The 19,049-nt window shown below is 37.8% G+C and carries 18 protein-coding genes, 2 rRNA genes and 1 other RNA gene (1 of these 21 running past the window's edge); 16 read left to right on the plus strand and 5 right to left on the minus strand.

The window, feature by feature from the left end:
- Window positions 1-21: 21 nt before the first annotated feature.
- The gene (locus tag IGK77_RS03610) at window positions 22-1,497 is read right to left on the minus strand and encodes a helix-turn-helix domain-containing protein (RefSeq protein WP_074800718.1); all 1,476 of its coding nucleotides are present in this window, start codon (window positions 1,495-1,497) and stop codon (window positions 22-24) included.
- Between the two features lie 468 nt (window positions 1,498-1,965).
- On the opposite strand from IGK77_RS03610, the gene IGK77_RS03615 reads away from it, so the two are divergent.
- From IGK77_RS03615 to IGK77_RS03630, 4 genes are all read left to right on the plus strand, one after another.
- Window positions 1,966-2,511: a hypothetical protein gene (locus IGK77_RS03615; protein ID WP_019723190.1), complete on the plus strand. Its 546-nt coding sequence runs from the start codon at window positions 1,966-1,968 to the stop codon at window positions 2,509-2,511.
- Window positions 2,512-2,749: 238 nt separating this feature from the next.
- Window positions 2,750-3,154: an IS200/IS605 family transposase gene (gene tnpA / locus IGK77_RS03620; RefSeq protein ID WP_019724606.1), complete on the plus strand. Its 405-nt coding sequence runs from the start codon at window positions 2,750-2,752 to the stop codon at window positions 3,152-3,154.
- A gap of 16 nt (window positions 3,155-3,170) precedes the next feature.
- The gene (gene tnpB / locus IGK77_RS03625) at window positions 3,171-4,319 is read left to right on the plus strand and encodes an IS200/IS605 family element RNA-guided endonuclease TnpB (protein WP_077152109.1); all 1,149 of its coding nucleotides are present in this window, start codon (window positions 3,171-3,173) and stop codon (window positions 4,317-4,319) included.
- A 350-nt stretch (window positions 4,320-4,669) separates the two neighbouring features.
- Window positions 4,670-5,005, plus strand: coding sequence for a hypothetical protein (locus IGK77_RS03630; protein WP_019723191.1), 336 nt, complete (start codon window positions 4,670-4,672; stop codon window positions 5,003-5,005).
- A gap of 71 nt (window positions 5,006-5,076) precedes the next feature.
- Here the strand turns inward: IGK77_RS03630 and IGK77_RS03635 are convergent, their stop codons facing one another.
- Window positions 5,077-5,928 (minus strand): helix-turn-helix domain-containing protein, encoded by an 852-nt coding sequence (locus IGK77_RS03635; protein ID WP_071868060.1) that lies wholly within the window; start codon window positions 5,926-5,928, stop codon window positions 5,077-5,079.
- A gap of 131 nt (window positions 5,929-6,059) precedes the next feature.
- On the opposite strand from IGK77_RS03635, the gene tadA reads away from it, so the two are divergent.
- From tadA to IGK77_RS03665, 6 genes are all read left to right on the plus strand, one after another.
- The gene (gene tadA, locus IGK77_RS03640) at window positions 6,060-6,554 is read left to right on the plus strand and encodes a tRNA adenosine(34) deaminase TadA (RefSeq protein WP_074802023.1); all 495 of its coding nucleotides are present in this window, start codon (window positions 6,060-6,062) and stop codon (window positions 6,552-6,554) included.
- Window positions 6,555-6,594: 40 nt separating this feature from the next.
- Window positions 6,595-6,679: signal recognition particle sRNA small type (gene ffs, locus IGK77_RS03645), an RNA gene on the plus strand.
- A gap of 158 nt (window positions 6,680-6,837) precedes the next feature.
- Window positions 6,838-8,244, plus strand: coding sequence for a bifunctional metallophosphatase/5'-nucleotidase (locus IGK77_RS03650; protein ID WP_071868061.1), 1,407 nt, complete (start codon window positions 6,838-6,840; stop codon window positions 8,242-8,244).
- Between the two features lie 11 nt (window positions 8,245-8,255).
- Window positions 8,256-8,939, plus strand: coding sequence for a YutD family protein (locus IGK77_RS03655; protein ID WP_019723195.1), 684 nt, complete (start codon window positions 8,256-8,258; stop codon window positions 8,937-8,939).
- A 4-nt stretch (window positions 8,940-8,943) separates the two neighbouring features.
- Window positions 8,944-9,708, plus strand: coding sequence for a TIGR01457 family HAD-type hydrolase (locus tag IGK77_RS03660; protein WP_071868057.1), 765 nt, complete (start codon window positions 8,944-8,946; stop codon window positions 9,706-9,708).
- Between the two features lie 4 nt (window positions 9,709-9,712).
- Window positions 9,713-10,360, plus strand: coding sequence for a TIGR01906 family membrane protein (locus IGK77_RS03665; RefSeq protein WP_074802026.1), 648 nt, complete (start codon window positions 9,713-9,715; stop codon window positions 10,358-10,360).
- 106 nt (window positions 10,361-10,466) lie between these two features.
- Here IGK77_RS03665 and IGK77_RS03670 read toward each other — a convergent pair whose 3' ends face one another.
- Together IGK77_RS03670 and IGK77_RS03675 are read right to left on the minus strand one after the other, a co-directional pair.
- Window positions 10,467-10,976, minus strand: a complete 510-nt coding sequence (locus IGK77_RS03670) for a phosphatidylglycerophosphatase A family protein (RefSeq protein ID WP_010736099.1) — start codon at window positions 10,974-10,976, stop codon at window positions 10,467-10,469.
- A gap of 93 nt (window positions 10,977-11,069) precedes the next feature.
- A complete protein-coding gene (locus IGK77_RS03675) occupies window positions 11,070-12,068 on the minus strand; it encodes an NAD(P)/FAD-dependent oxidoreductase (protein WP_074802029.1) in 999 nt (332 codons plus the stop codon).
- A gap of 189 nt (window positions 12,069-12,257) precedes the next feature.
- Between IGK77_RS03675 and IGK77_RS03680 the strand changes: the two genes are divergently transcribed.
- Both IGK77_RS03680 and IGK77_RS03685 read left to right on the plus strand, forming a co-directional pair.
- Window positions 12,258-13,370, plus strand: coding sequence for an SLC13 family permease (locus IGK77_RS03680; protein ID WP_074802031.1), 1,113 nt, complete (start codon window positions 12,258-12,260; stop codon window positions 13,368-13,370).
- Between the two features lie 50 nt (window positions 13,371-13,420).
- Window positions 13,421-14,005 (plus strand): peptidylprolyl isomerase, encoded by a 585-nt coding sequence (locus IGK77_RS03685; RefSeq protein WP_034690848.1) that lies wholly within the window; start codon window positions 13,421-13,423, stop codon window positions 14,003-14,005.
- 144 nt (window positions 14,006-14,149) lie between these two features.
- Here the strand turns inward: IGK77_RS03685 and IGK77_RS03690 are convergent, their stop codons facing one another.
- Window positions 14,150-15,316: a MalY/PatB family protein gene (locus IGK77_RS03690; protein ID WP_074802033.1), complete on the minus strand. Its 1,167-nt coding sequence runs from the start codon at window positions 15,314-15,316 to the stop codon at window positions 14,150-14,152.
- A 90-nt stretch (window positions 15,317-15,406) separates the two neighbouring features.
- Between IGK77_RS03690 and IGK77_RS03695 the strand changes: the two genes are divergently transcribed.
- From IGK77_RS03695 to IGK77_RS03710, 4 genes are all read left to right on the plus strand, one after another.
- The gene (locus tag IGK77_RS03695) at window positions 15,407-15,787 is read left to right on the plus strand and encodes a CvfD/Ygs/GSP13 family RNA-binding post-transcriptional regulator (protein ID WP_071868052.1); all 381 of its coding nucleotides are present in this window, start codon (window positions 15,407-15,409) and stop codon (window positions 15,785-15,787) included.
- A 71-nt stretch (window positions 15,788-15,858) separates the two neighbouring features.
- The gene (locus tag IGK77_RS03700) at window positions 15,859-16,221 is read left to right on the plus strand and encodes a hypothetical protein (protein ID WP_019724011.1); all 363 of its coding nucleotides are present in this window, start codon (window positions 15,859-15,861) and stop codon (window positions 16,219-16,221) included.
- Between the two features lie 810 nt (window positions 16,222-17,031).
- Window positions 17,032-18,592 (plus strand): 16S ribosomal RNA (locus tag IGK77_RS03705).
- Window positions 18,593-18,822: 230 nt separating this feature from the next.
- Window positions 18,823-19,049, plus strand: a 23S ribosomal RNA gene (locus IGK77_RS03710) (it continues 2,688 nt past the right edge of the window).
- Together the 16S and 23S rRNA genes form the textbook arrangement of a ribosomal RNA operon.

Consider the following 19,049-nt stretch of genomic DNA (forward strand, 5'->3'; position numbering starts at 1 on the left):
TTCTCCTATCTTTTCTTTAAATCAAATCATTTTATTGACATAGAGTTGTTGAATTTTTGTGACTAAATCTACCCACAAATCTTTTTCTTTACTAGGATCAAGGTAAAAAATTTTACTCGTTTGATGAAATTTATCAAACCAATCGGTGACGATCAAATCTGCTTGTTCTGGATTTTCTGTCAAGCGAATCATTTTGTCGTCAAATACTTGTCGTAATCGATTTTGGATATGATAATTCCCTGTCAGCGTTTTATTCATTTGTACATAGATCAATAATTTTTCATTTGTTTCCGACTGCAAGAGATTATAGATCAAGCTACTCAAATAATAAATAATCAATGTTTTTTTTGGATGGTCATGAAAAACTTCAGAGATAATTTGTTGTATTTGTTGGATTTGTTCATTCGATTCATCAATCTCAAGTGCTGGTTTAGGAAAATGCAACGAGTAGAAAAAAGGAGTTGTATTTCCCAATATCAAAATAGAAATTAAAGAAAGCATAAGATAGTAATTGTAGAAAAACCTTTTTTCAGATGATGCAATCACTGGAAAGGTTTGAGCTAGCTCTTTTGTTAGTGAGGTGATTTTCATACATAGATGATTACGTTTATTTGTCAAAGTATAACCAATCAAACTCTTCTGCTGGCTTGAAATGAGATTAGGAAAAAAGCAATAAATCAAAAAATTAAAATGCAATAGTTCATCAATGGCGATTTCATGAGGTAAAAGATGAAACAAATGATGTTTAAAACTACCGGAGACATCTTGTACCTGTTGTAGCAATTCTAAAATAGCATAGACCTCACTAGATTCAGAGGTGATCAATGATGATTGTTGTGTACGAAGCGTAAAGATAGCAATCAGCAAATACAGGTTTTCTTGATATTTCAATGAATGCTTTGAAACGAGCAATTTTTTGGATAATCGCCGCTCTCTTTTTAGTTGGCTCAATTTGAATTTGTCAAAAGGCCATTCCAACCCTTGAAAAGCATCAGATAGGATAAAAAACAAATAGAGTCGGATAAATAATTCGTTTCCTTTGAACAAATAACAGCCCTGAGATGAAACAATCTCGATTGCAAAATCTTGAAGTGTTTCATTCAATTGGTGTGTTAATTTTTCTAAGTAAGAGTGGGATATGTATAATTGCTCCAATAAATATTTTTTCGGAACATACGCTTTGGGATAATTGACCATAAGCAATAAGTAGTTGAAACGATTGGATTCTCTTAAATAAAAAAGTTTGAGCTTGTGATAAATCATCATTTTTATTTCTTGGTATTCATCGGATATAGTTATTTCTCCTTTGTGTGTAGAGAAAATAAAAGTAGAAATGCTCAATTGCTGTTCAATCGTAGTATTCAACTTTCGAATCAATTCTTTGATTGTCCGTTTAGGTATAGTCAGTTCATCCGCAAGTTCTTTTAACGTACATTGACTTTTTTGAGCGATCGTATAGAGGACTAATAACTCTTTCTTTTTTGCATCGATTAACATGATGGACTCCTTTCTGACAATTAGTGTACTAGTGGTGACATAAAATGTGAGTGGAAAGTGTTTTCAATGTATGATATTCTCACATAGTAATAGAATTTGATTATATAACTTGTTATTTTAAGAAATGATAATCAGTTATCTATTCTATTGTTTATTTCTTTGCTTATTTTGTCAAGTTGGAATCATTTAAATAATCTTGGATAAGGGAATACAATGTTATTTAATTGAGGATATCGTTATTTTTTAAATCTTATTTTTGGCGAAGCATTAGATAAATCAAGCTTCTATTACAAAGAGACATATTTTAACCCCCGAAATATGTTATTATCGTTTTTTTTTATCAAAACTTGTTTCTTCATGGTTTACATAAGTTTTTCCTACTAGCGAATGCGCTGGATCGTCATGGGAAATTAAAAAAAGAATCATTGCCGGATATGAATAAGATAATCGGAAAGGATGGATGGTTTCGTGGGAAGAGTGACGAATTTTAGTAAAGAATATTTACTATTTAAGAGTATGGTATATGCTGAAGAAAATGGGTTATCGACAATCACAGCGAGAAGTTTAGCTTCTTTTTGTGGCTGTTCTACTTACCCGATCTATGCACATTTTAAATCAATCCGTATACTAAAAGAAAAAATTATCGAAGAGATCACGATATGTTTTGATCGATATTTAGCTGAATACGTTATTGACGATTTTTTCAGTGTCGTTCATTTATTGAAGGAGTTTTTCTCGATTCATGAGAGTATTAGAGGAGTAGTTATCAAATCCGAATTAGACATGGCCTCGTTGTTCAAACGAACGTTCTCAGAATTTGTCAGAGAACATACGGGAATCAAAGAAGCGTATTTATTAGAACTTCTTTGGCTGAACGCATTAGGAAGTTTAAATTCAGATAAATCATCAAAGGAATTTTTTGAGACAATGACATTGATTTGGAATAAGTTAGCAGAATTAGAAGATGATTTGCCTGAAATGCTAACAAATATCCAATACGTTCCGGTTAATTGACCTTACATTTCTTTGGATGGATAATTTACTTTAGTTGTTCGTATGAAGCATCTCCAAAAAGGAGGTGCTTTTTTTAACAGAATTAGGCAGAAGTCGCCCATCCTCTATAGGTGGGTGATGAATGCCGTTCGGTATGAGGGTTACCGTTGGTAACTCGAAGACCGACAACTAAGGCGTATTGCTTTTTTATTTTGTCTCATGTTAAAATCAGTCTATACAAGAAATGAGTTGATACAACATGGAATTAGACACAAATAACCATTCAGTATTTCTTCTTTATTATCACCTTGTTTTAGTAACGAAATATCGTAGACAAGTAATTGATAATGAAATATCTAACTACGCTAAAGCGACTTTTGAAAGAATCTCAGAATCGTATCATATCACTTTAGTTGAGTGGAATCATGATAAAGACCACGTTCATATTATGTTCAAAGCTCAACCAAAAACAGAATTGACAAAATTTATCAATGCCTATAAAAGTGCTAGTTCACGTTTGATAAAGCGCAATTATCCAAGAATCAAACAATTTCTTTGGAAAGAAATGTTCTGGTCAAAAAGTTTTTGTCTTTTGACAACTGGTGGAGCACCAATTGATGTGATTAAGAAATATATTCAAAATCAAGGAAACAATCATAAATAGAAAGCAGGCGAGCTTTATGGAGCGACTAAAAGCATATAAATTTAGAATCTATCCAACAGAAGAACAAGAAACCTTCTTTGCTAAGTCTTTTGGCTGTGTCCGTAAGGTCTACAATCTAATGCTTGATGACCGAATGAAAGCTTATAAAGAAACTAGGAAAAATTCCTCTAAAAAAATGAGTTTTCCAACGCCTGCAAAATATAAGCAAGATTTTCCGTTCTTGAAAGAAGTGGATAGTCTTGCTTTAGCAAATGCACAACTCAACCTAGATAAGGCGTATAAGAACTTCTTTCGCGATAAGTCCGCCGGATTTCCTCGTTTCAAAAGCAAGAAAAATCCAGTTCAAAGCTATACGACTAACAATCAAAATGGAACAATCGCTTTGATTGATAATCAATTTGTCAAACTTCCTAAGTTGAAGTCGTTAGTTAAAATTACGCTCCATAGACAACCTAAAGGTCTGATCAAATCCGCTACAATATCACGTCATTCTAGCGGTAAATATTATATTTCTTTATTGTGTAAAGAAGAAATAGCTGAGCTTCCTAAAACTAATTCCGCTATTGGAATTGACCTTGGTATAACTGATTTTGCAATCCTTTCTAATGGTCAAAAGATTGATAACAATAAATTCACGTCAAAAATGTCAAAAAAACTAAAACGTGAACAACGTAAGTTGTCAAGACGTGCATTATTAGCTAAACAAAAAGGTATCAATCTGTTTGAAGCTAGAAATTATCAAAAACAAAAACGTAAAATAGCACGACTACATGAAAAAGTAATGAATCAACGCAATGACTTTCTAAACAAGTTGAGCACAGAGATTATCAAAAATCACGATATGATCTGTATAGAAGACTTAAATACAAAAGGTATGTTGCGTAATCATAAACTAGCAAAAAGTATTTCGGATGTTTCATGGTCTAGTTTTGTGACTAGGTTACAATACAAAGCTGACTGGTACGGTCGAAAAATTATCGAAGTGGATAAGTGGTTCCCATCTAGTCAAATCTGTTCGAATTGTGGACACAAAGACGGCAAGAAATCTCTAGAAATTCGAGAATGGACTTGTCCTGTTTGTCATGTTCATCATGACCGAGATATCAATGCTAGTATCAATATTCTGACCGAAGGTCTAAGACTACATTCTATGGGATTAGCTTAGATCCAATCATCAAAAACCGTAGGAACTACGGGGATAGCTTGGTAAATAAGAGAAACCGCTGTGAGTAAAGAAATACGCTTGCAAGTATGCTCTATTCCCAAGAAGCTCCCACTTCAAGCGTTAAAAACCGGTAGGTTTAGCTAAGTGGTGAGTAGTTCACCGCATCAAACTAAGGTTGCTTGAAACCGAAAATGCCAAATGAGGCGTCTTACAAAAGCAAATAATAAAACAAGACAGTAGTTGCTTTTTGTAAATTTTTTTGCTATTCATCGGGCAAGGCTCATAGCAATTAGTTCGCTTATCTATTTGACTGTGATATGATTGTAGTAGATAAAAAGGAGCTGATAATTATGAAAACATCAACAAAAGTAACGATTGGATTAAGTGTCGCAGCAGCAGCAAGTGTGGCAACAGCTGTAGTTGTTTCTGGCAAAGTGATCGAAAAAATCCATCATCTAAGTAACCGAACAAAAGTAAAAAAATTCGTGTATGACAAATTTGATGGGAATGAAAAGTTATTAGATGTCGTCGACCATTTATCAGATAGCGATTTAGATTCATTGATGGGCATGCTAGCAAAGATTAAATCTGGCAAAAAGAAAATTTCTGTCTACGGTGACTCTATCAAAGACTCGACAGAAGATGCGAAAGGTCGTCTGATGTCACTTGTTGAGAAAATGATCTAAAAACGATTCTCTTTGGATTGATCGAAAAAAGGAACAAGCAAGGCGATGTTTATTGCTGCTTGTTCCTTTTTTTATATGTGTAACAAAAGGAGGTAACAAAAGAGTAAGTCATCTGCTTTTTTTAAATTGAAGCCTGTTTGTTCGTCAAACTTTTCGATCCGATATTGGAGAGTGTTTCGATGCATGAAGAGTTGCTTAGCCGCTGAACTGATATTCCCAAAATTCTTCCACAGTTCGATAATGATGTCTTCCATTTTAAAACTACGGATTATTTCTTGATATTCATTTGTTAGCTGACTGGATGTAACTAATTCTTTTGTATAATAATATAAGGCAATTTCTTGTATGGAAGTCGTTTGGTCGGCTACTTGTATTTGTGTTCGTTTATTCAGGAAAATTTTTCGTTCTTCATTGAACATAGCGGTTAGATTTTGTCCAGCTGAATGGAATGAACCGACAAAGGCTTGTGTCGTCATATCAAAATCGACATCAAGAGATAAAAAGATACCTTTAAGATCTGCCGTATTCAAATAATTGGCATGCTTTCTTTCGATGATCAACGCATCTGTCTCTGTGTAAAGAAAAAAATCAAGAGCTTCGGGAAATAATCCAGAAATTGTTTCTCGCCATTCTTTTTGTAAGAAATCGGATCTCTTTTCAAAATGTAACTGAATGATTCGGCAGCTTTCTTCACATACATATCCCTTTTCCTCAAATAAATATTGATACCAAGGATGTCTGTCTAAGGTGTTTGTTTTCTGAAATAACGCTTTCAAAAGTTTCTCTTCTTGAACGGACAAGGAACTTTTATCGATCCACAAGAAGTAATCTTCTACGACTAGTGAAAGAATTCGATCATCAGAAGAAGGAGTATTCTTTTTTTGTGCATTTGGGTATAATCCTAGTAACTTTTCTGTGTTCATTTACTTCACCTCATTCACTAGTTTACCATAGGACACGGCGATAAGGAAAAACTCTTTGTACTTCACCAAAAAGCCAGTTATACTATGTTTGATAGAGAAGATAAGTAAATCTAAAAAAGGTAGGAGTACAAGTGGAAGAAACAGAACAACAGCGAACAAAAGAAGAATGGATGCGTGTGGCTATTGAAGAAGCCAAAAAAGCAGAAGCGTTAGCAGAAGTACCAATCGGCGCCATCGTGGTTCACCAAGGACAGATTATTGGGCGTGGACACAATTTGAGAGAAACAACACAAAATGCAACAACACATGCTGAGATGATTGCGATCCAAGAAGCATGTAAGGCAATCGGAAGTTGGCGTTTAGAGGAAACACAATTATATGTCACGTTAGAACCGTGCCCAATGTGTAGCGGTGCCATGATTCTTTCTCGCGTAAAAGAAGTTTACTTTGGTGCCTATGATCCAAAAGGAGGAACCGCAGGGACATTGATGAATTTACTTGAAGATGAACGTTTCAACCATCAGGCCGAGGTGGAGGGCGGGATATTAGAAGAAGAATGTGGTGAACTTTTATCTGTGTTTTTTAGAAATTTGCGAGCAAAGAAAAAGAAATTAAAAAAGGACTAGCCAAGGATAATAAAATGCGGTATACTATTCCTTGCCGAAAGGCTAGGACAATGGTGGGCTTGTGAAGCGTGTCAGATCCGGAAGGAAGCAGCACTAAGCAGGTGCCGCCATGTGTCTGATTGATTGGATTTATTAAGCCTAAAGGGCTTTTTTTATTAGAGGCAAGTTTAAGGTATTTAGATTTTGTAAAAAAGTCTAAGTACCTTTTTTTTGTGCAAAAACTTTCCATGTGAACAAAGGGGAACCCTATGGTATGATGAAAAAAAGTGAGGTGGAACAAACAGTGGAAGAAATCGTTCTTTTACACACGAATGACTTACATTCTCATCTTGAAAACTGGCCACGGATCAGAAGATTCCTTGAGCAAAAAAAGCGTGAAAATGAGAAAAAAAATAATACGACAACTCTCACGGTTGATCTTGGGGATTTCGTTGATCGTTGGCATCCTTTGTCAGAAGCAACGAATGGTCATGCCAATGTTGAACTAATGAATCAAATCGGCTATGATGCAGCAACTATAGGGAATAATGAAGGTGTAGGTAATTCCAAGAATGAGTTGAATCATTTATATGATCACGCGAATTTTGATGTGCTACTGAGCAACTTATTCGATAAAAATACTTTGCAACCACCAGTGTGGACAAAGCCATATAAAATCATCGAAACAAAGCAACGAACAAAAGTCGGTCTAATTGCTTTTACTGCGCCATTTCCTTTGACATATAATCCAAATGGTTGGGATATCCGCCAACCTTATGACCTTTTGCCCGAACTAGTGGAACAATTGCGTCCCCAGGTAGACGTCCTTATTTTAATGAGTCATCTAGGGATCCAAGATGATTTACAGATTGCAAAAGAAATCCCTGCAATCGATGTGATTTTAGGATCACATACCCATCATCTTTTTATTGATGGGAAAGTCGTAAATGAGGTACAATTAGCCGCTGCCGGAAAATTTGGGCAATATGTAGGGGAAGTACATCTTTCATTGGAAAATAAAAAAATCGTCGGACACTACGCCAAAGCGATTCCGACAGATACCATGACTGCATTCGTAGAGGATGAGAAAGAAATCGCCGGTTATCTTGAACAAGGACATCGTCTTTTAGCTCAAAAGAAAGTGGCAGATCTACCATTTGACTTATCACTTGATTTATTTGATGAACATTCCTTTATCCAAATCGCTTTAGAAGCGGTAAAAGAAAGAGGGAACACAGAAGCATCATTTCTAAATAGTGGGCTTTTTTTGAATAGCGTACCTAAAGGGCTGGTAGATCAAGATCAACTCCATAGCGCATTACCTCATCCGATGCATTTGATCAACGTTACACTGAAAGGCTCGGATATGATTCGCTTAGTGTTGGAAATCGAAAAAAGTCGACTCTTCTTACGGAATTTTCCTATCAAAGGAATGGGATTTCGTGGTCAGATATTTGGTGAGATTTTCTATAATGGGATCACATATGATGCGGTCAACCGAGAAGTTCTGTGGCAAAAACAACCAATCGAAGAGAAAAAGAATTATACCGTTACTACGGTGGACCATCTGATGTTTGTTCCTTTTTTTCCAACCATCGAAATTGTCGGACAGGTCGATTTTTTATTTCCCGAATTTATTCGCACAGTAGTGGGAGACTACTTAAATGCTCACTACCCAACCAATGAAAAAGAAGGTATAATAGAAAAATAGGTGGTGAAAGCATGTCGACGAAACAAAATAAACAACACAACAGTGACAAAAAAGAGAGTCAAGAAACGGTCGATCGCTCACAAGAACAAACGGTGACCGAAGAAGTGACGGCAGTTTTAGAAGAAATAATCGAGGAAACGAAGCCAGAGAAAGTCAAGGGAGAAATCGTCACATTGACAGATGAAACGAATCTTTTGATTGGTGATAGACCTTATCGTATCGTAACGGATTACCGGGAAGGTTTCAATGCTGAGAAGCTTGGTGAGAGATATAGCGAAGTGCTTTCCAGATACGATTACATCGTAGGTGACTGGGGTTACGAACAGCTACGTTTGAAAGGCTTTTTTGATGCCACGAATCGACGTGCTCACCCAGATCAGCGAATTGATGCATTAGAAGATTATTTATACGAATATTGTAATTTTGGTTGCGCATATTTTGTCATTGAACGTATTGGTGGAAAAAAAGAAAAAAACACCCAACGACGCAAAAAGAAAAAAAATCCGAATCGCAATAATCAAGCGCATATCGATGAAAAAAAAGCGCCCGTTGAATCAGTACGCAAACAACCTGTGATCAAAAATCGTAAACCAGCAACTACTAAGGCAACACCAAAGGGAACTGAAAAAACGTCAGAACGCCCAACAAAATCAACTTCTAAAAAGAATTTTACTATTAGACAAAGGGAAGAATGATCCTATGAATTATAAAGGCTATTTGATCGATTTAGACGGAACGATCTATCGTGGAACGGAGCCGATACCGGCAGGAAAACGATTCGTCGAACAGTTACAGGAAAATGGGACGCCCTTTTTATTTGTAACCAACAATACGACAAAAACACCGGGAACAGTGGCACAACGTTTAGCCACTGAGTTTGATATCCATGTCTCACCAGAAACAATCTATACAGCATCTCTAGCGACAATTGATTTCATGAAATCAGACGCTAAAGGAAATAAAGTGTATGTGATCGGTGAAGCTGGCTTGACAGATTTGATCTTGGAGGCAGGGTTTGTATGGGAAGAAGAACACCCTGATTATGTCGTAGTAGGTCTAGACAATCACTTGACTTACGAAAAAGTGGTGACCGCAACCTTAGCGATCCAAAAAGGGGCAACGTTTATCGGTACGAATCCTGATAAAAATATCCCTACAGAAAGAGGATTATTACCTGGAGCTGGCTCGGTTGTTTCTTTTGTAGAGACAGCGACACAAACCACACCGGTCTATATTGGTAAGCCAGAAGCTATCATTATGGATAAAGCAGTGGAACTTTTAGGATTGAACAAAGAAGAAGTCATCATGGTAGGGGACAATTATGAAACTGACATCCAAGCAGGGATTCGTAATGGCATTGACACCTTGCTAGTATTGTCAGGTTTTACGAAAGAAGAAGACATCCCACAACTACCAACACCAGCAACCTTTGTCTTGCAATCGTTAGATGAATGGAGTTTCTAAAACAATGAAAAATAAACGATGGCAATGGGTGGAGTATGCGGGGATGGTTAGTTTGTTCCTGACGTTGCTCACTTTAGCAATTGCAATAACGATCAATTTTCGTCCACTTTATGTATTTGATATCGGACATCTAGGTATCTTGGATTACACCACCGTGGATCAACCAACATTACTCCAAAATTATGATCAATTGATGATGTATCTGAATAATCCTTTTGAGCAAGTGTTGGCACTTCCTGACTTTCCAATGTCAGCGAGTGGCTTACATCATTTTTATGAAGTCAAGTTATTATTCATGCTCAATTATGGGGTGTTGCTACTAACATTGATCCCAAGCGGTTTGTTCCTTCGTCAATTGAAAAGAGACCAACGTTTGTGGCGGCTGATCCGTCCTTTTCAAATCGGCATGGTCTTGCCATTTGTTTTTGGCTTTTTCATGTTGATTGGCTTTGATCGTTTTTTTATTCTTTTTCACGAAACATTTTTCAATAATGATGACTGGCTGTTTGATCCTCAGACTGATCCAATCATCAATGTGTTACCTGAGCAATACTTCATGCATTGTTTCATTCTGTTTTTTGTGCTTATCGAATTATTTTTCGCTTTGATGGTTCTTGTTGGCAAAAGAGAATTGAAAAAGGGGAACAATTAAACAATCACTTTCGGGTAGCGCGTTGATTGCTTTTTCGGATATAGCAAAAAATCATCCATAAAAATCCTTTTGCGATTTTTATGGATGATTTTTTATTTTTATTTGATTATTGTGTCAAACGGCTCCGTTTTTCCGGTTCTTGGTGGGCTAAACGGCTTGCGGCAGAAGCGGCAATTGCTCCCACGATATCATCTAAAAATGTATGGACATTTTTGCCATCGTGACTATTTAACTTTTTCAAGATCCCAGGTTTTACTTTATCAATATAGCCATAATTGGTAAAGCCAATCGTTCCATAAACGTTGACGATCGACAAGGCTAAAATTTCATCTATTCCGTATAATCCTTCATCATCTTCAATGATATGTTGAAGAGGGCTCATCAATTGTTTTTGTTCTGCCAAGATATCTAATTGGATGCCAGTAATGATCGCGTTATGGACTTCACGCTTTGTCAAGACTGCGTTAATACTTTCCGCACAATCCTCCAAGCTTAAATCTGAGATATAGTCTTTTTGTAAAAACATGACTAATTCAGCGATATCCTCGATTGTTACCCCACGTTCTTTTAGGAGATCTCGCGCTTTTTCTTCTAAGGTTTCTGTTTTTATGACCATTTTTGATTCCTCCGTCTCTTCTTTCTATCTATAATGGTAACGTAGTACGTACAAAAAGCAAGAATCATTTCTTCTATAAAAAAAGTAGCTGAGTTATTTTGGTCCAAATGTTTTATCATAAAGACTTGTACTATGACCAGGCTGCGTACGTTCTTTTGGATTGATGAAATGTAACGCGTTATTGACAGCAGTCGGTGCCTCTCCAAATCCCGTGGCAATCAATTTCACTTTTCCTTCATAGCTACAAATGTCGCCAGCAGCATAAACACCAGGAATTGAAGTTGACATATCGGAGTGGACGGTGATCGCATTTCTGGAACTTTCAAGTCCCCAAGAAGACAAATGCTCTAAGTTAGAAGTGAACCCATAATTGACGATCAATGAATCAACCATGAGATCAATCGTTTCCTCCGTCTTAGCTTTTTTTAGACGAATGTCTGACAACTCTCCATTTGAACCAGATAAACGCTCAATCAAATAAGGCGTTAATACATTTACAGAGGATTGATTCAACTGATTGACGCTATGTTCATGAGCCCTAAATGCGTCTCGACGATGAATCAAATAAACTTCGCTCGCAATAGGTTCAAGCATCAGTGCCCAGTCGATTGCTGAATCCCCACCGCCAGCAATGGCAACTTTCTTTCCTGCATATTTCATCAAGTCGTTCACGAAATAATCTAACCCGTGGTTTTCGTATAGGGCAGCATGTTCTAAATTCAGCTTTCTTGGTTGGAAAGAACCACTTCCTAGCGTCAGAATCACAGCTTTTGAATAATGGATACCTTTCGTAGTAGTGATCTCGATGATCTCGTCTTCTCTGGAAAGTGAGAGAACTTCTTCATTTAAATGAAATGTATGATTAAAAGTGGTCAATTGTTTCTTTAAATTATTAACAAGATCAACTGCTTTGATTGCTGGATAACCAGGAATGTCATAAATATATTTTTCAGGGTATAAGGTAGTTAACTGTCCGCCAAGTTGAGGCAAACTATCAATAATATTGGTTTTCGCTTGGCGCATACCAGCATAAAAAGCTGCAAACATGCCAACCGGCCCTGCACCAATAATTGTAATATCGTAAATTTCCATTTGAAATTCCTCCCTTGGTGACACTATAACAGAATTTAATTGAGAATTCTTCTCAAATAGTTTAATGATGGAACGAGCAGTTACTAAAATATAAGGAGTGATCTAACATATAGTTTATTTACTTTCAATATTAACTAAAAAGAGTTATTTTACTAGTACGAAGTGTTTGAATCTAAGAGGTAGAATTTTATGATTAAAAGAATAACAAGCAATGCAAAAGAAGACGGAGTATTGACGCTGTCTTTTCTATTAGCAATAGGTACCATGTTCATCATCCCGCCAAACTTCAATTATTTTTCTTATATCGATTTTCACACATTGATTCTTCTTTTTTGTTTGATGCTGATTGTAGAAGGGATACGGCAACAACAGTTTTTCGATTATCTAGGCAATTATTTGATCACCCAGACAAAAAATACGAGAGGGATCATTTTGATTTTAGTGTTTCTCACGTTTATCAGTAGTATGCTGATTACGAATGATGTGGCACTGATCATCTTTGTACCATTTGGTCTATTGATAGTAGAAAGGATCGGCATGCGAACATTGATTCCTTTAGTCGTAACTCTAATGACGATTGCGGGTAATCTAGGAAGTATGTTCACTCCGATCGGTAATCCACAAAATCTTTATTTATTCGCACAGTCACAATTAAAACTGCTCGAATTTTTACAGTTGATGCTTCCATATACACTAGCTGCTGCCATATTATTGGTGATGTTGATCTATGGAAGAATCAAAAATAATACCATCGATCTGGCGAAGACAGAAGAGATAATGTTAAAGCGAACACAACTCATTTTTTATTTTGGTCTATTTTTAACATGCCTTCTAGCTGTAAGTGGTATCATCCCTCATTATGTCGTATTGGTCTTAGTGAGTGTCAGTATCCTAGGCAATAATCGTCGCCTCTTTAAACAAATCGATTACTCCTTATTATTTACGTTTGTTTTTCTTTTTATATTTATCGGGAATATCAAACAAGTAGATGTTGTCCAAGCCTTTTTTGAAAAAAGTGTGGCGCATCATGAAGTTAGTGCAAGCATTTTTGCAAGTCAATTGATTAGTAATGTTCCTGCGGCGCTCCTATTATCAAGTTATACAGAAAATATCAAGGGTTTGATCATTGGGACGAACTTGGGAGGATTAGGGACATTGATTGCTTCAATGGCAAGTTTGATCTCTTACAAATTAGTCATCAAGCAATATCCGGAATGGAGAAAAAAGTATTTATTCGTCTTTGCATTCTACAACATCGTTTTTTTGATTTTCTTGTGGCTCATCTTTACCGTATATCAATAGAATATGTTATGATTACACAAGAAGACAGAATTTTTTAGGAGGAAGAAAAAATGGCATTTCCACAACTTGATCTTATGAATGAAAAGGGGCCTAAAGCTCTTATAAAAACGAACCGCGGAGATATTACAGTAAAACTATTTCCTGAGTTAGCACCTAAAACAGTCCAAAACTTTGTTGAATTAGCAAAAAAAGGGTACTATGATGGTGTGATTTTTCATCGTGTGATCCCTGATTTCATGATTCAAGGAGGCGACCCAACCGGTACAGGCATGGGAGGCGAAAGCATTTACGGAGAAAGTTTTGAAGATGAGTTCAGCCGCGAATTGTTCAATCTACGTGGCGCACTATCAATGGCTAACTCTGGTCCAAATACAAATGGCAGCCAGTTCTTTATCGTCAACAACACAAATGTGCCAGAAAACATGCTTAGTCAGTTAGAAGGAGCAGGATTCCCTAACGAAATCATTGAAGCGTATAAAAATGGTGGAACACCATGGCTTGATTTCCGTCATACAGTGTTTGGCCATGTACTTGAAGGAATGGATACAGTCGATGATATCGCAAATGCGCAACGTGGACCACAAGATCGTCCAGTACATGATGTAGTGATCGAAACGATTGAGATTTCTGAATAAAGTAAAATTTTAAACATACTAAGCTCTTAAAGAGCACCGAACAGCAAAAGCAGAAAATACTTTTGCTGTTCGGTGCTTTTTTTGTTTGGATGGTAACAAAGTAGGAAAGACTAACATTTTTTGTCCAATGACTTTTTCCATTTTCTAACTGAAAGCACGTTGGATACGTAAAAGTCCTTCTTTTAATACTGATCTTGGACAAGCGACATTCAAACGCATATGGCAATGACCGCTTGGTCCAAAACTGATCCCAGGATTTAAGACGACTTTGCCTTTTTCAATCAGCTTCTTTTCAAGTAGCAGGTCATCGTCCATATAGGCAGAAAAATCAAGCCATATAAGGTACGTTCCTTCTGGCTTCATCACTTTGACATCAGGGAGATGCTTAGTAAAGAAGGTAATGACTTCTTGGACATTTTCTTCCAGATAAACTAATAACTCATTTAACCATTCCTCACCAGTTTCGTAAGCAGCTTGAGTGCCTAGCAGTCCGAAAGTATTGATTCCTTGATGTTGATTTTTTTCTAATTGTTTCGTAAAGCGACTTTTTAAATCATGATCTTTAATGAAGACCATTGAATTTTTTATTGCAGCTAGATTAAATGTCTTAGTTGCTGAAGTGAATGTGATCAATAATCGAGAAAGGGCAGGATCAATTGTTTGCATCGAGGTGAAGTCATGTCCGGAAAAGACGATATCTTGATGGATCTCATCACTAAATAAGAAGACGTCGTATGTTAAGCAGAGTTCACTTAACTGTTTGAGCTCTTCTTTGGTCCAAACACGACCACCTGGATTATGCGGATTACATAGAATCATTGCTTTTATCTTGTTTGAGACGATTTTTTCTTCCATATCTTGAAGGTCCATTTCAAAATGATCGGCTGTTTTATTTAAAGGACTGCGAATCAATTGACGCTCATTACTTTCAACAATTGCACCAAATGGCGGATAAACTGGATCATGAATCAACACTGCATCACCTGGAGCTGTAAATGCTTGAATCGCCAATGAGAGACTAGCTAAGACCCCACTAGTGAAAAGGATGTGGTCTTTAGTTAGGGTCACATGATGGCGCCTTTCTTCCCAGTCGATCACTGATCGGTAGAGACTGTCCGGTACGGTTGAATAACCAAAAATGCCTTTTTGCAGATAGTTTTGAAAAGCTGTTGTTACTCCATGAGGTGCAGGAAAATCCATATCCGCTACCCATAAAGGTAAAAGATCATTCCTACGATAAGTTTGTGAGATGGCATCCCATTTTACGCTATCTGTGTTTAGTCTTGAAACTATTTCATCAAATTGTTCCATCTATAAGACCTCCATATCTACATGCAAGAACAGAACTTCTTTTTTTTTAATATTTACAGTATAATGATAAATGCGAAGAGAGGGAAGTATATGACTTATAAAATAGGCGAAATAATCAAAGGGAAAATTACTGGAATACAACCATATGGAGCGTTCGTTTCATTAGATGAAGAGACACAAGGGTTGATCCACGTATCAGAAGTGCAATCTGGTTATACGAAAAGTATTCATACATTATTGAAGGTGGGGCAACCGGTGACTGTACAAATCATTGATATTGATGAGTATTCGAATAAAATCAGTCTGTCGTTACGTACCTTAGAAAAGAAAGTACCATCGATCCCATACCGAAGAAAACGATACTTCACTAATAAAAATAAAAAAATCGGGTTTGCAACGATTGAAAAACAGTTACCTATATGGATCAAGGAAGCATTGATCCAATTAGATAAAAAAGAATCAAGGAAATAAAAGTGTATTTTTTCTGAAAATATGCTAAAATTCTCTTGTAAGCCATAAACAAGTTGATCGAGGTGGAAATTTTGGCAAACAAAAGAGTCGCTGGTACAATTATGTTGCATTTGGAGGATGGATCTAAAAAATTTTTAGTTCATTCAAGAGAGAATAAATTAGAGTTCGCATGCGCAGACCACTCAAATGATAAGACTGGTTTAGCAAATATACTTAGTTTCTTAAAAGAAATCGTTCATATTGATGTGAGTAAAATCAACTTGATGGAGTTGACGAACACCCATATCAATCAAGAAAATGTTCCACTTTTTGTTTTTGAAACGGAACAAAAAAATCAACAAGAACAGTTAGGCGAAGGTTATCATTGGGAAGATCCAGGACAAATGCGTACGGTACTAGGGATTTATGAAGTAGATGGTGTACCAATTTTTTAAATTGATTCAAGTACCTCTACCAAAGAGAAATGGATGCCGTTCGTAGGTGTATCGTTGACTGCTTGAGAATCGACGAATAAAATAGGAGATCATTTTTTGGAGCCAAGCAAAACTTTCAGAGAAGTTTGAATATCTTTCAAACTTCTTTTTTTGTCTATTTAAAAGGAAAGTAGAAGAGAATGTTCAGGATTCAATTGATTTTTAACTTATTTTATAAAATAAACAATTAAATGCATGGATAATCCGAATGATCGTAAAATAATTGGAAACCTTGTCTTTTTTCTACTTAAAAATAAGTATTGACGCTAGGTGGTTAGCATGGTAAATTAGACAACGTTGATTCGAAAATAAGTTCTTTTGAAAATATTCAGAAAAACATCGAAAAAACTATTGACCGCTGGATGAAACCATGTTAATATAACGAAGTTGAATTATTTCAGCGCTTTGTGAGACGCTTGTATGTAAGAATTTAAAGCGAAATAAAGTGTTGACAAATAACATGCGACGAGTTATGATAAGTGAGTTGCTAAAACGACCTCGTGAAAAACGAGTTCGAAAAAACTTTTAAAAAATAGTTGACAATCATTCGAGAGTTTGCTAAGATATAAAAGTTGCTACGGCAATCACAAACGATAAGTTGAGACGGTTGTGTTTCAATTATCACGTAGACCTTTGAAAACTGAACAAAGTAAGACAAACCAAATGTGTAGGGCGTCTTGATTCAATTCAAGACAACAAACATTTTTAACAAGCAAGCAATATGCTAGCAAACAAATTGAGCTTAACAATCGCAAGATTGTTCTAACTTTTATTTATGAGAGTTTGATCCTGGCTCAGGACGAACGCTGGCGGCGTGCCTAATACATGCAAGTCGAACGCTTCTTTTCCCACCGGAGCTTGCTCCACCGGGAAAAGAGGAGTGGCGAACGGGTGAGTAACACGTGGGTAACCTGCCCATCAGAAGGGGGTAACACTTGGAAACAGGTGCTAATACCGTATAACAATCGAAACCGCATGGTTTCGTTTTGAAAGGCGCTTTACGGTGCCGCTGATGGATGGACCCGCGGTGCATTAGCTAGTTGGTGAGGTAACGGCTCACCAAGGCCACGATGCATAGCCGACCTGAGAGGGTGATCGGCCACATTGGGACTGAGACACGGCCCAAACTCCTACGGGAGGCAGCAGTAGGGAATCTTCGGCAATGGACGAAAGTCTGACCGAGCAACGCCGCGTGAGTGAAGAAGGTTTTCGGATCGTAAAACTCTGTTGTTAGAGAAGAACAAGGGTGAGAGTAACTGTTCACCCCTTGACGGTATCTAACCAGAAAGCCACGGCTAACTACGTGCCAGCAGCCGCGGTAATACGTAGGTGGCAAGCGTTGTCCGGATTTATTGGGCGTAAAGCGAGCGCAGGCGGTTTCTTAAGTCTGATGTGAAAGCCCCCGGCTCAACCGGGGAGGGTCATTGGAAACTGGGAGACTTGAGTGCAGAAGAGGAGAGTGGAATTCCATGTGTAGCGGTGAAATGCGTAGATATATGGAGGAACACCAGTGGCGAAGGCGGCTCTCTGGTCTGTAACTGACGCTGAGGCTCGAAAGCGTGGGGAGCAAACAGGATTAGATACCCTGGTAGTCCACGCCGTAAACGATGAGTGCTAAGTGTTGGAGGGTTTCCGCCCTTCAGTGCTGCAGCTAACGCATTAAGCACTCCGCCTGGGGAGTACGACCGCAAGGTTGAAACTCAAAGGAATTGACGGGGGCCCGCACAAGCGGTGGAGCATGTGGTTTAATTCGAAGCAACGCGAAGAACCTTACCAGGTCTTGACATCCTTTGACCACTCTAGAGATAGAGCTTCCCCTTCGGGGGCAAAGTGACAGGTGGTGCATGGTTGTCGTCAGCTCGTGTCGTGAGATGTTGGGTTAAGTCCCGCAACGAGCGCAACCCTTATTGTTAGTTGCCATCATTTAGTTGGGCACTCTAGCAAGACTGCCGGTGACAAACCGGAGGAAGGTGGGGATGACGTCAAATCATCATGCCCCTTATGACCTGGGCTACACACGTGCTACAATGGGAAGTACAACGAGTCGCGAAGTCGCGAGGCTAAGCTAATCTCTTAAAGCTTCTCTCAGTTCGGATTGTAGGCTGCAACTCGCCTACATGAAGCCGGAATCGCTAGTAATCGCGGATCAGCACGCCGCGGTGAATACGTTCCCGGGCCTTGTACACACCGCCCGTCACACCACGAGAGTTTGTAACACCCGAAGTCGGTGAGGTAACCTTTTTGGAGCCAGCCGCCTAAGGTGGGATAGATGATTGGGGTGAAGTCGTAACAAGGTAGCCGTATCGGAAGGTGCGGCTGGATCACCTCCTTTCTAAGGAATATTACGGAGACTACACACGTTTGTCGATACTTTGTTCAGTTTTGAGAGGTCTACTCTCAAAATTTTGTTCATTGAAAACTGGATATTGAAGTAAAAATGTAAGTAATACAAACCGAGAACACCGCGTTGAATGAGTTTTTTAATAAGTTCAATTGCTTATTTTTCTTGATTGGACTTCTATCGCTAGAAGAAAGATCAAAACCCAACCGCAAGGTTGATAAGGTTAAGTGAATAAGGGCGCACGGTGGATGCCTTGGCACTAGGAGCCGATGAAGGACGGGACTAACACCGATATGCTTTGGGGAGCTGTACGTAAGCTATGATCCAGAGATTTCCGAATGGGGAAACCCAGCATCTTTTATAGGATGTTACGTATACGTGAATACATAGCGTATACGAGGTAGACGCAGAGAACTGAAACATCTAAGTACCTGCAGGAAGAGAAAGA

This window comes from Enterococcus sp. DIV0806c (assembly GCF_051710905.1).
GTDB classification, from domain to species: domain Bacteria; phylum Bacillota; class Bacilli; order Lactobacillales; family Enterococcaceae; genus Enterococcus_B; species Enterococcus_B mundtii.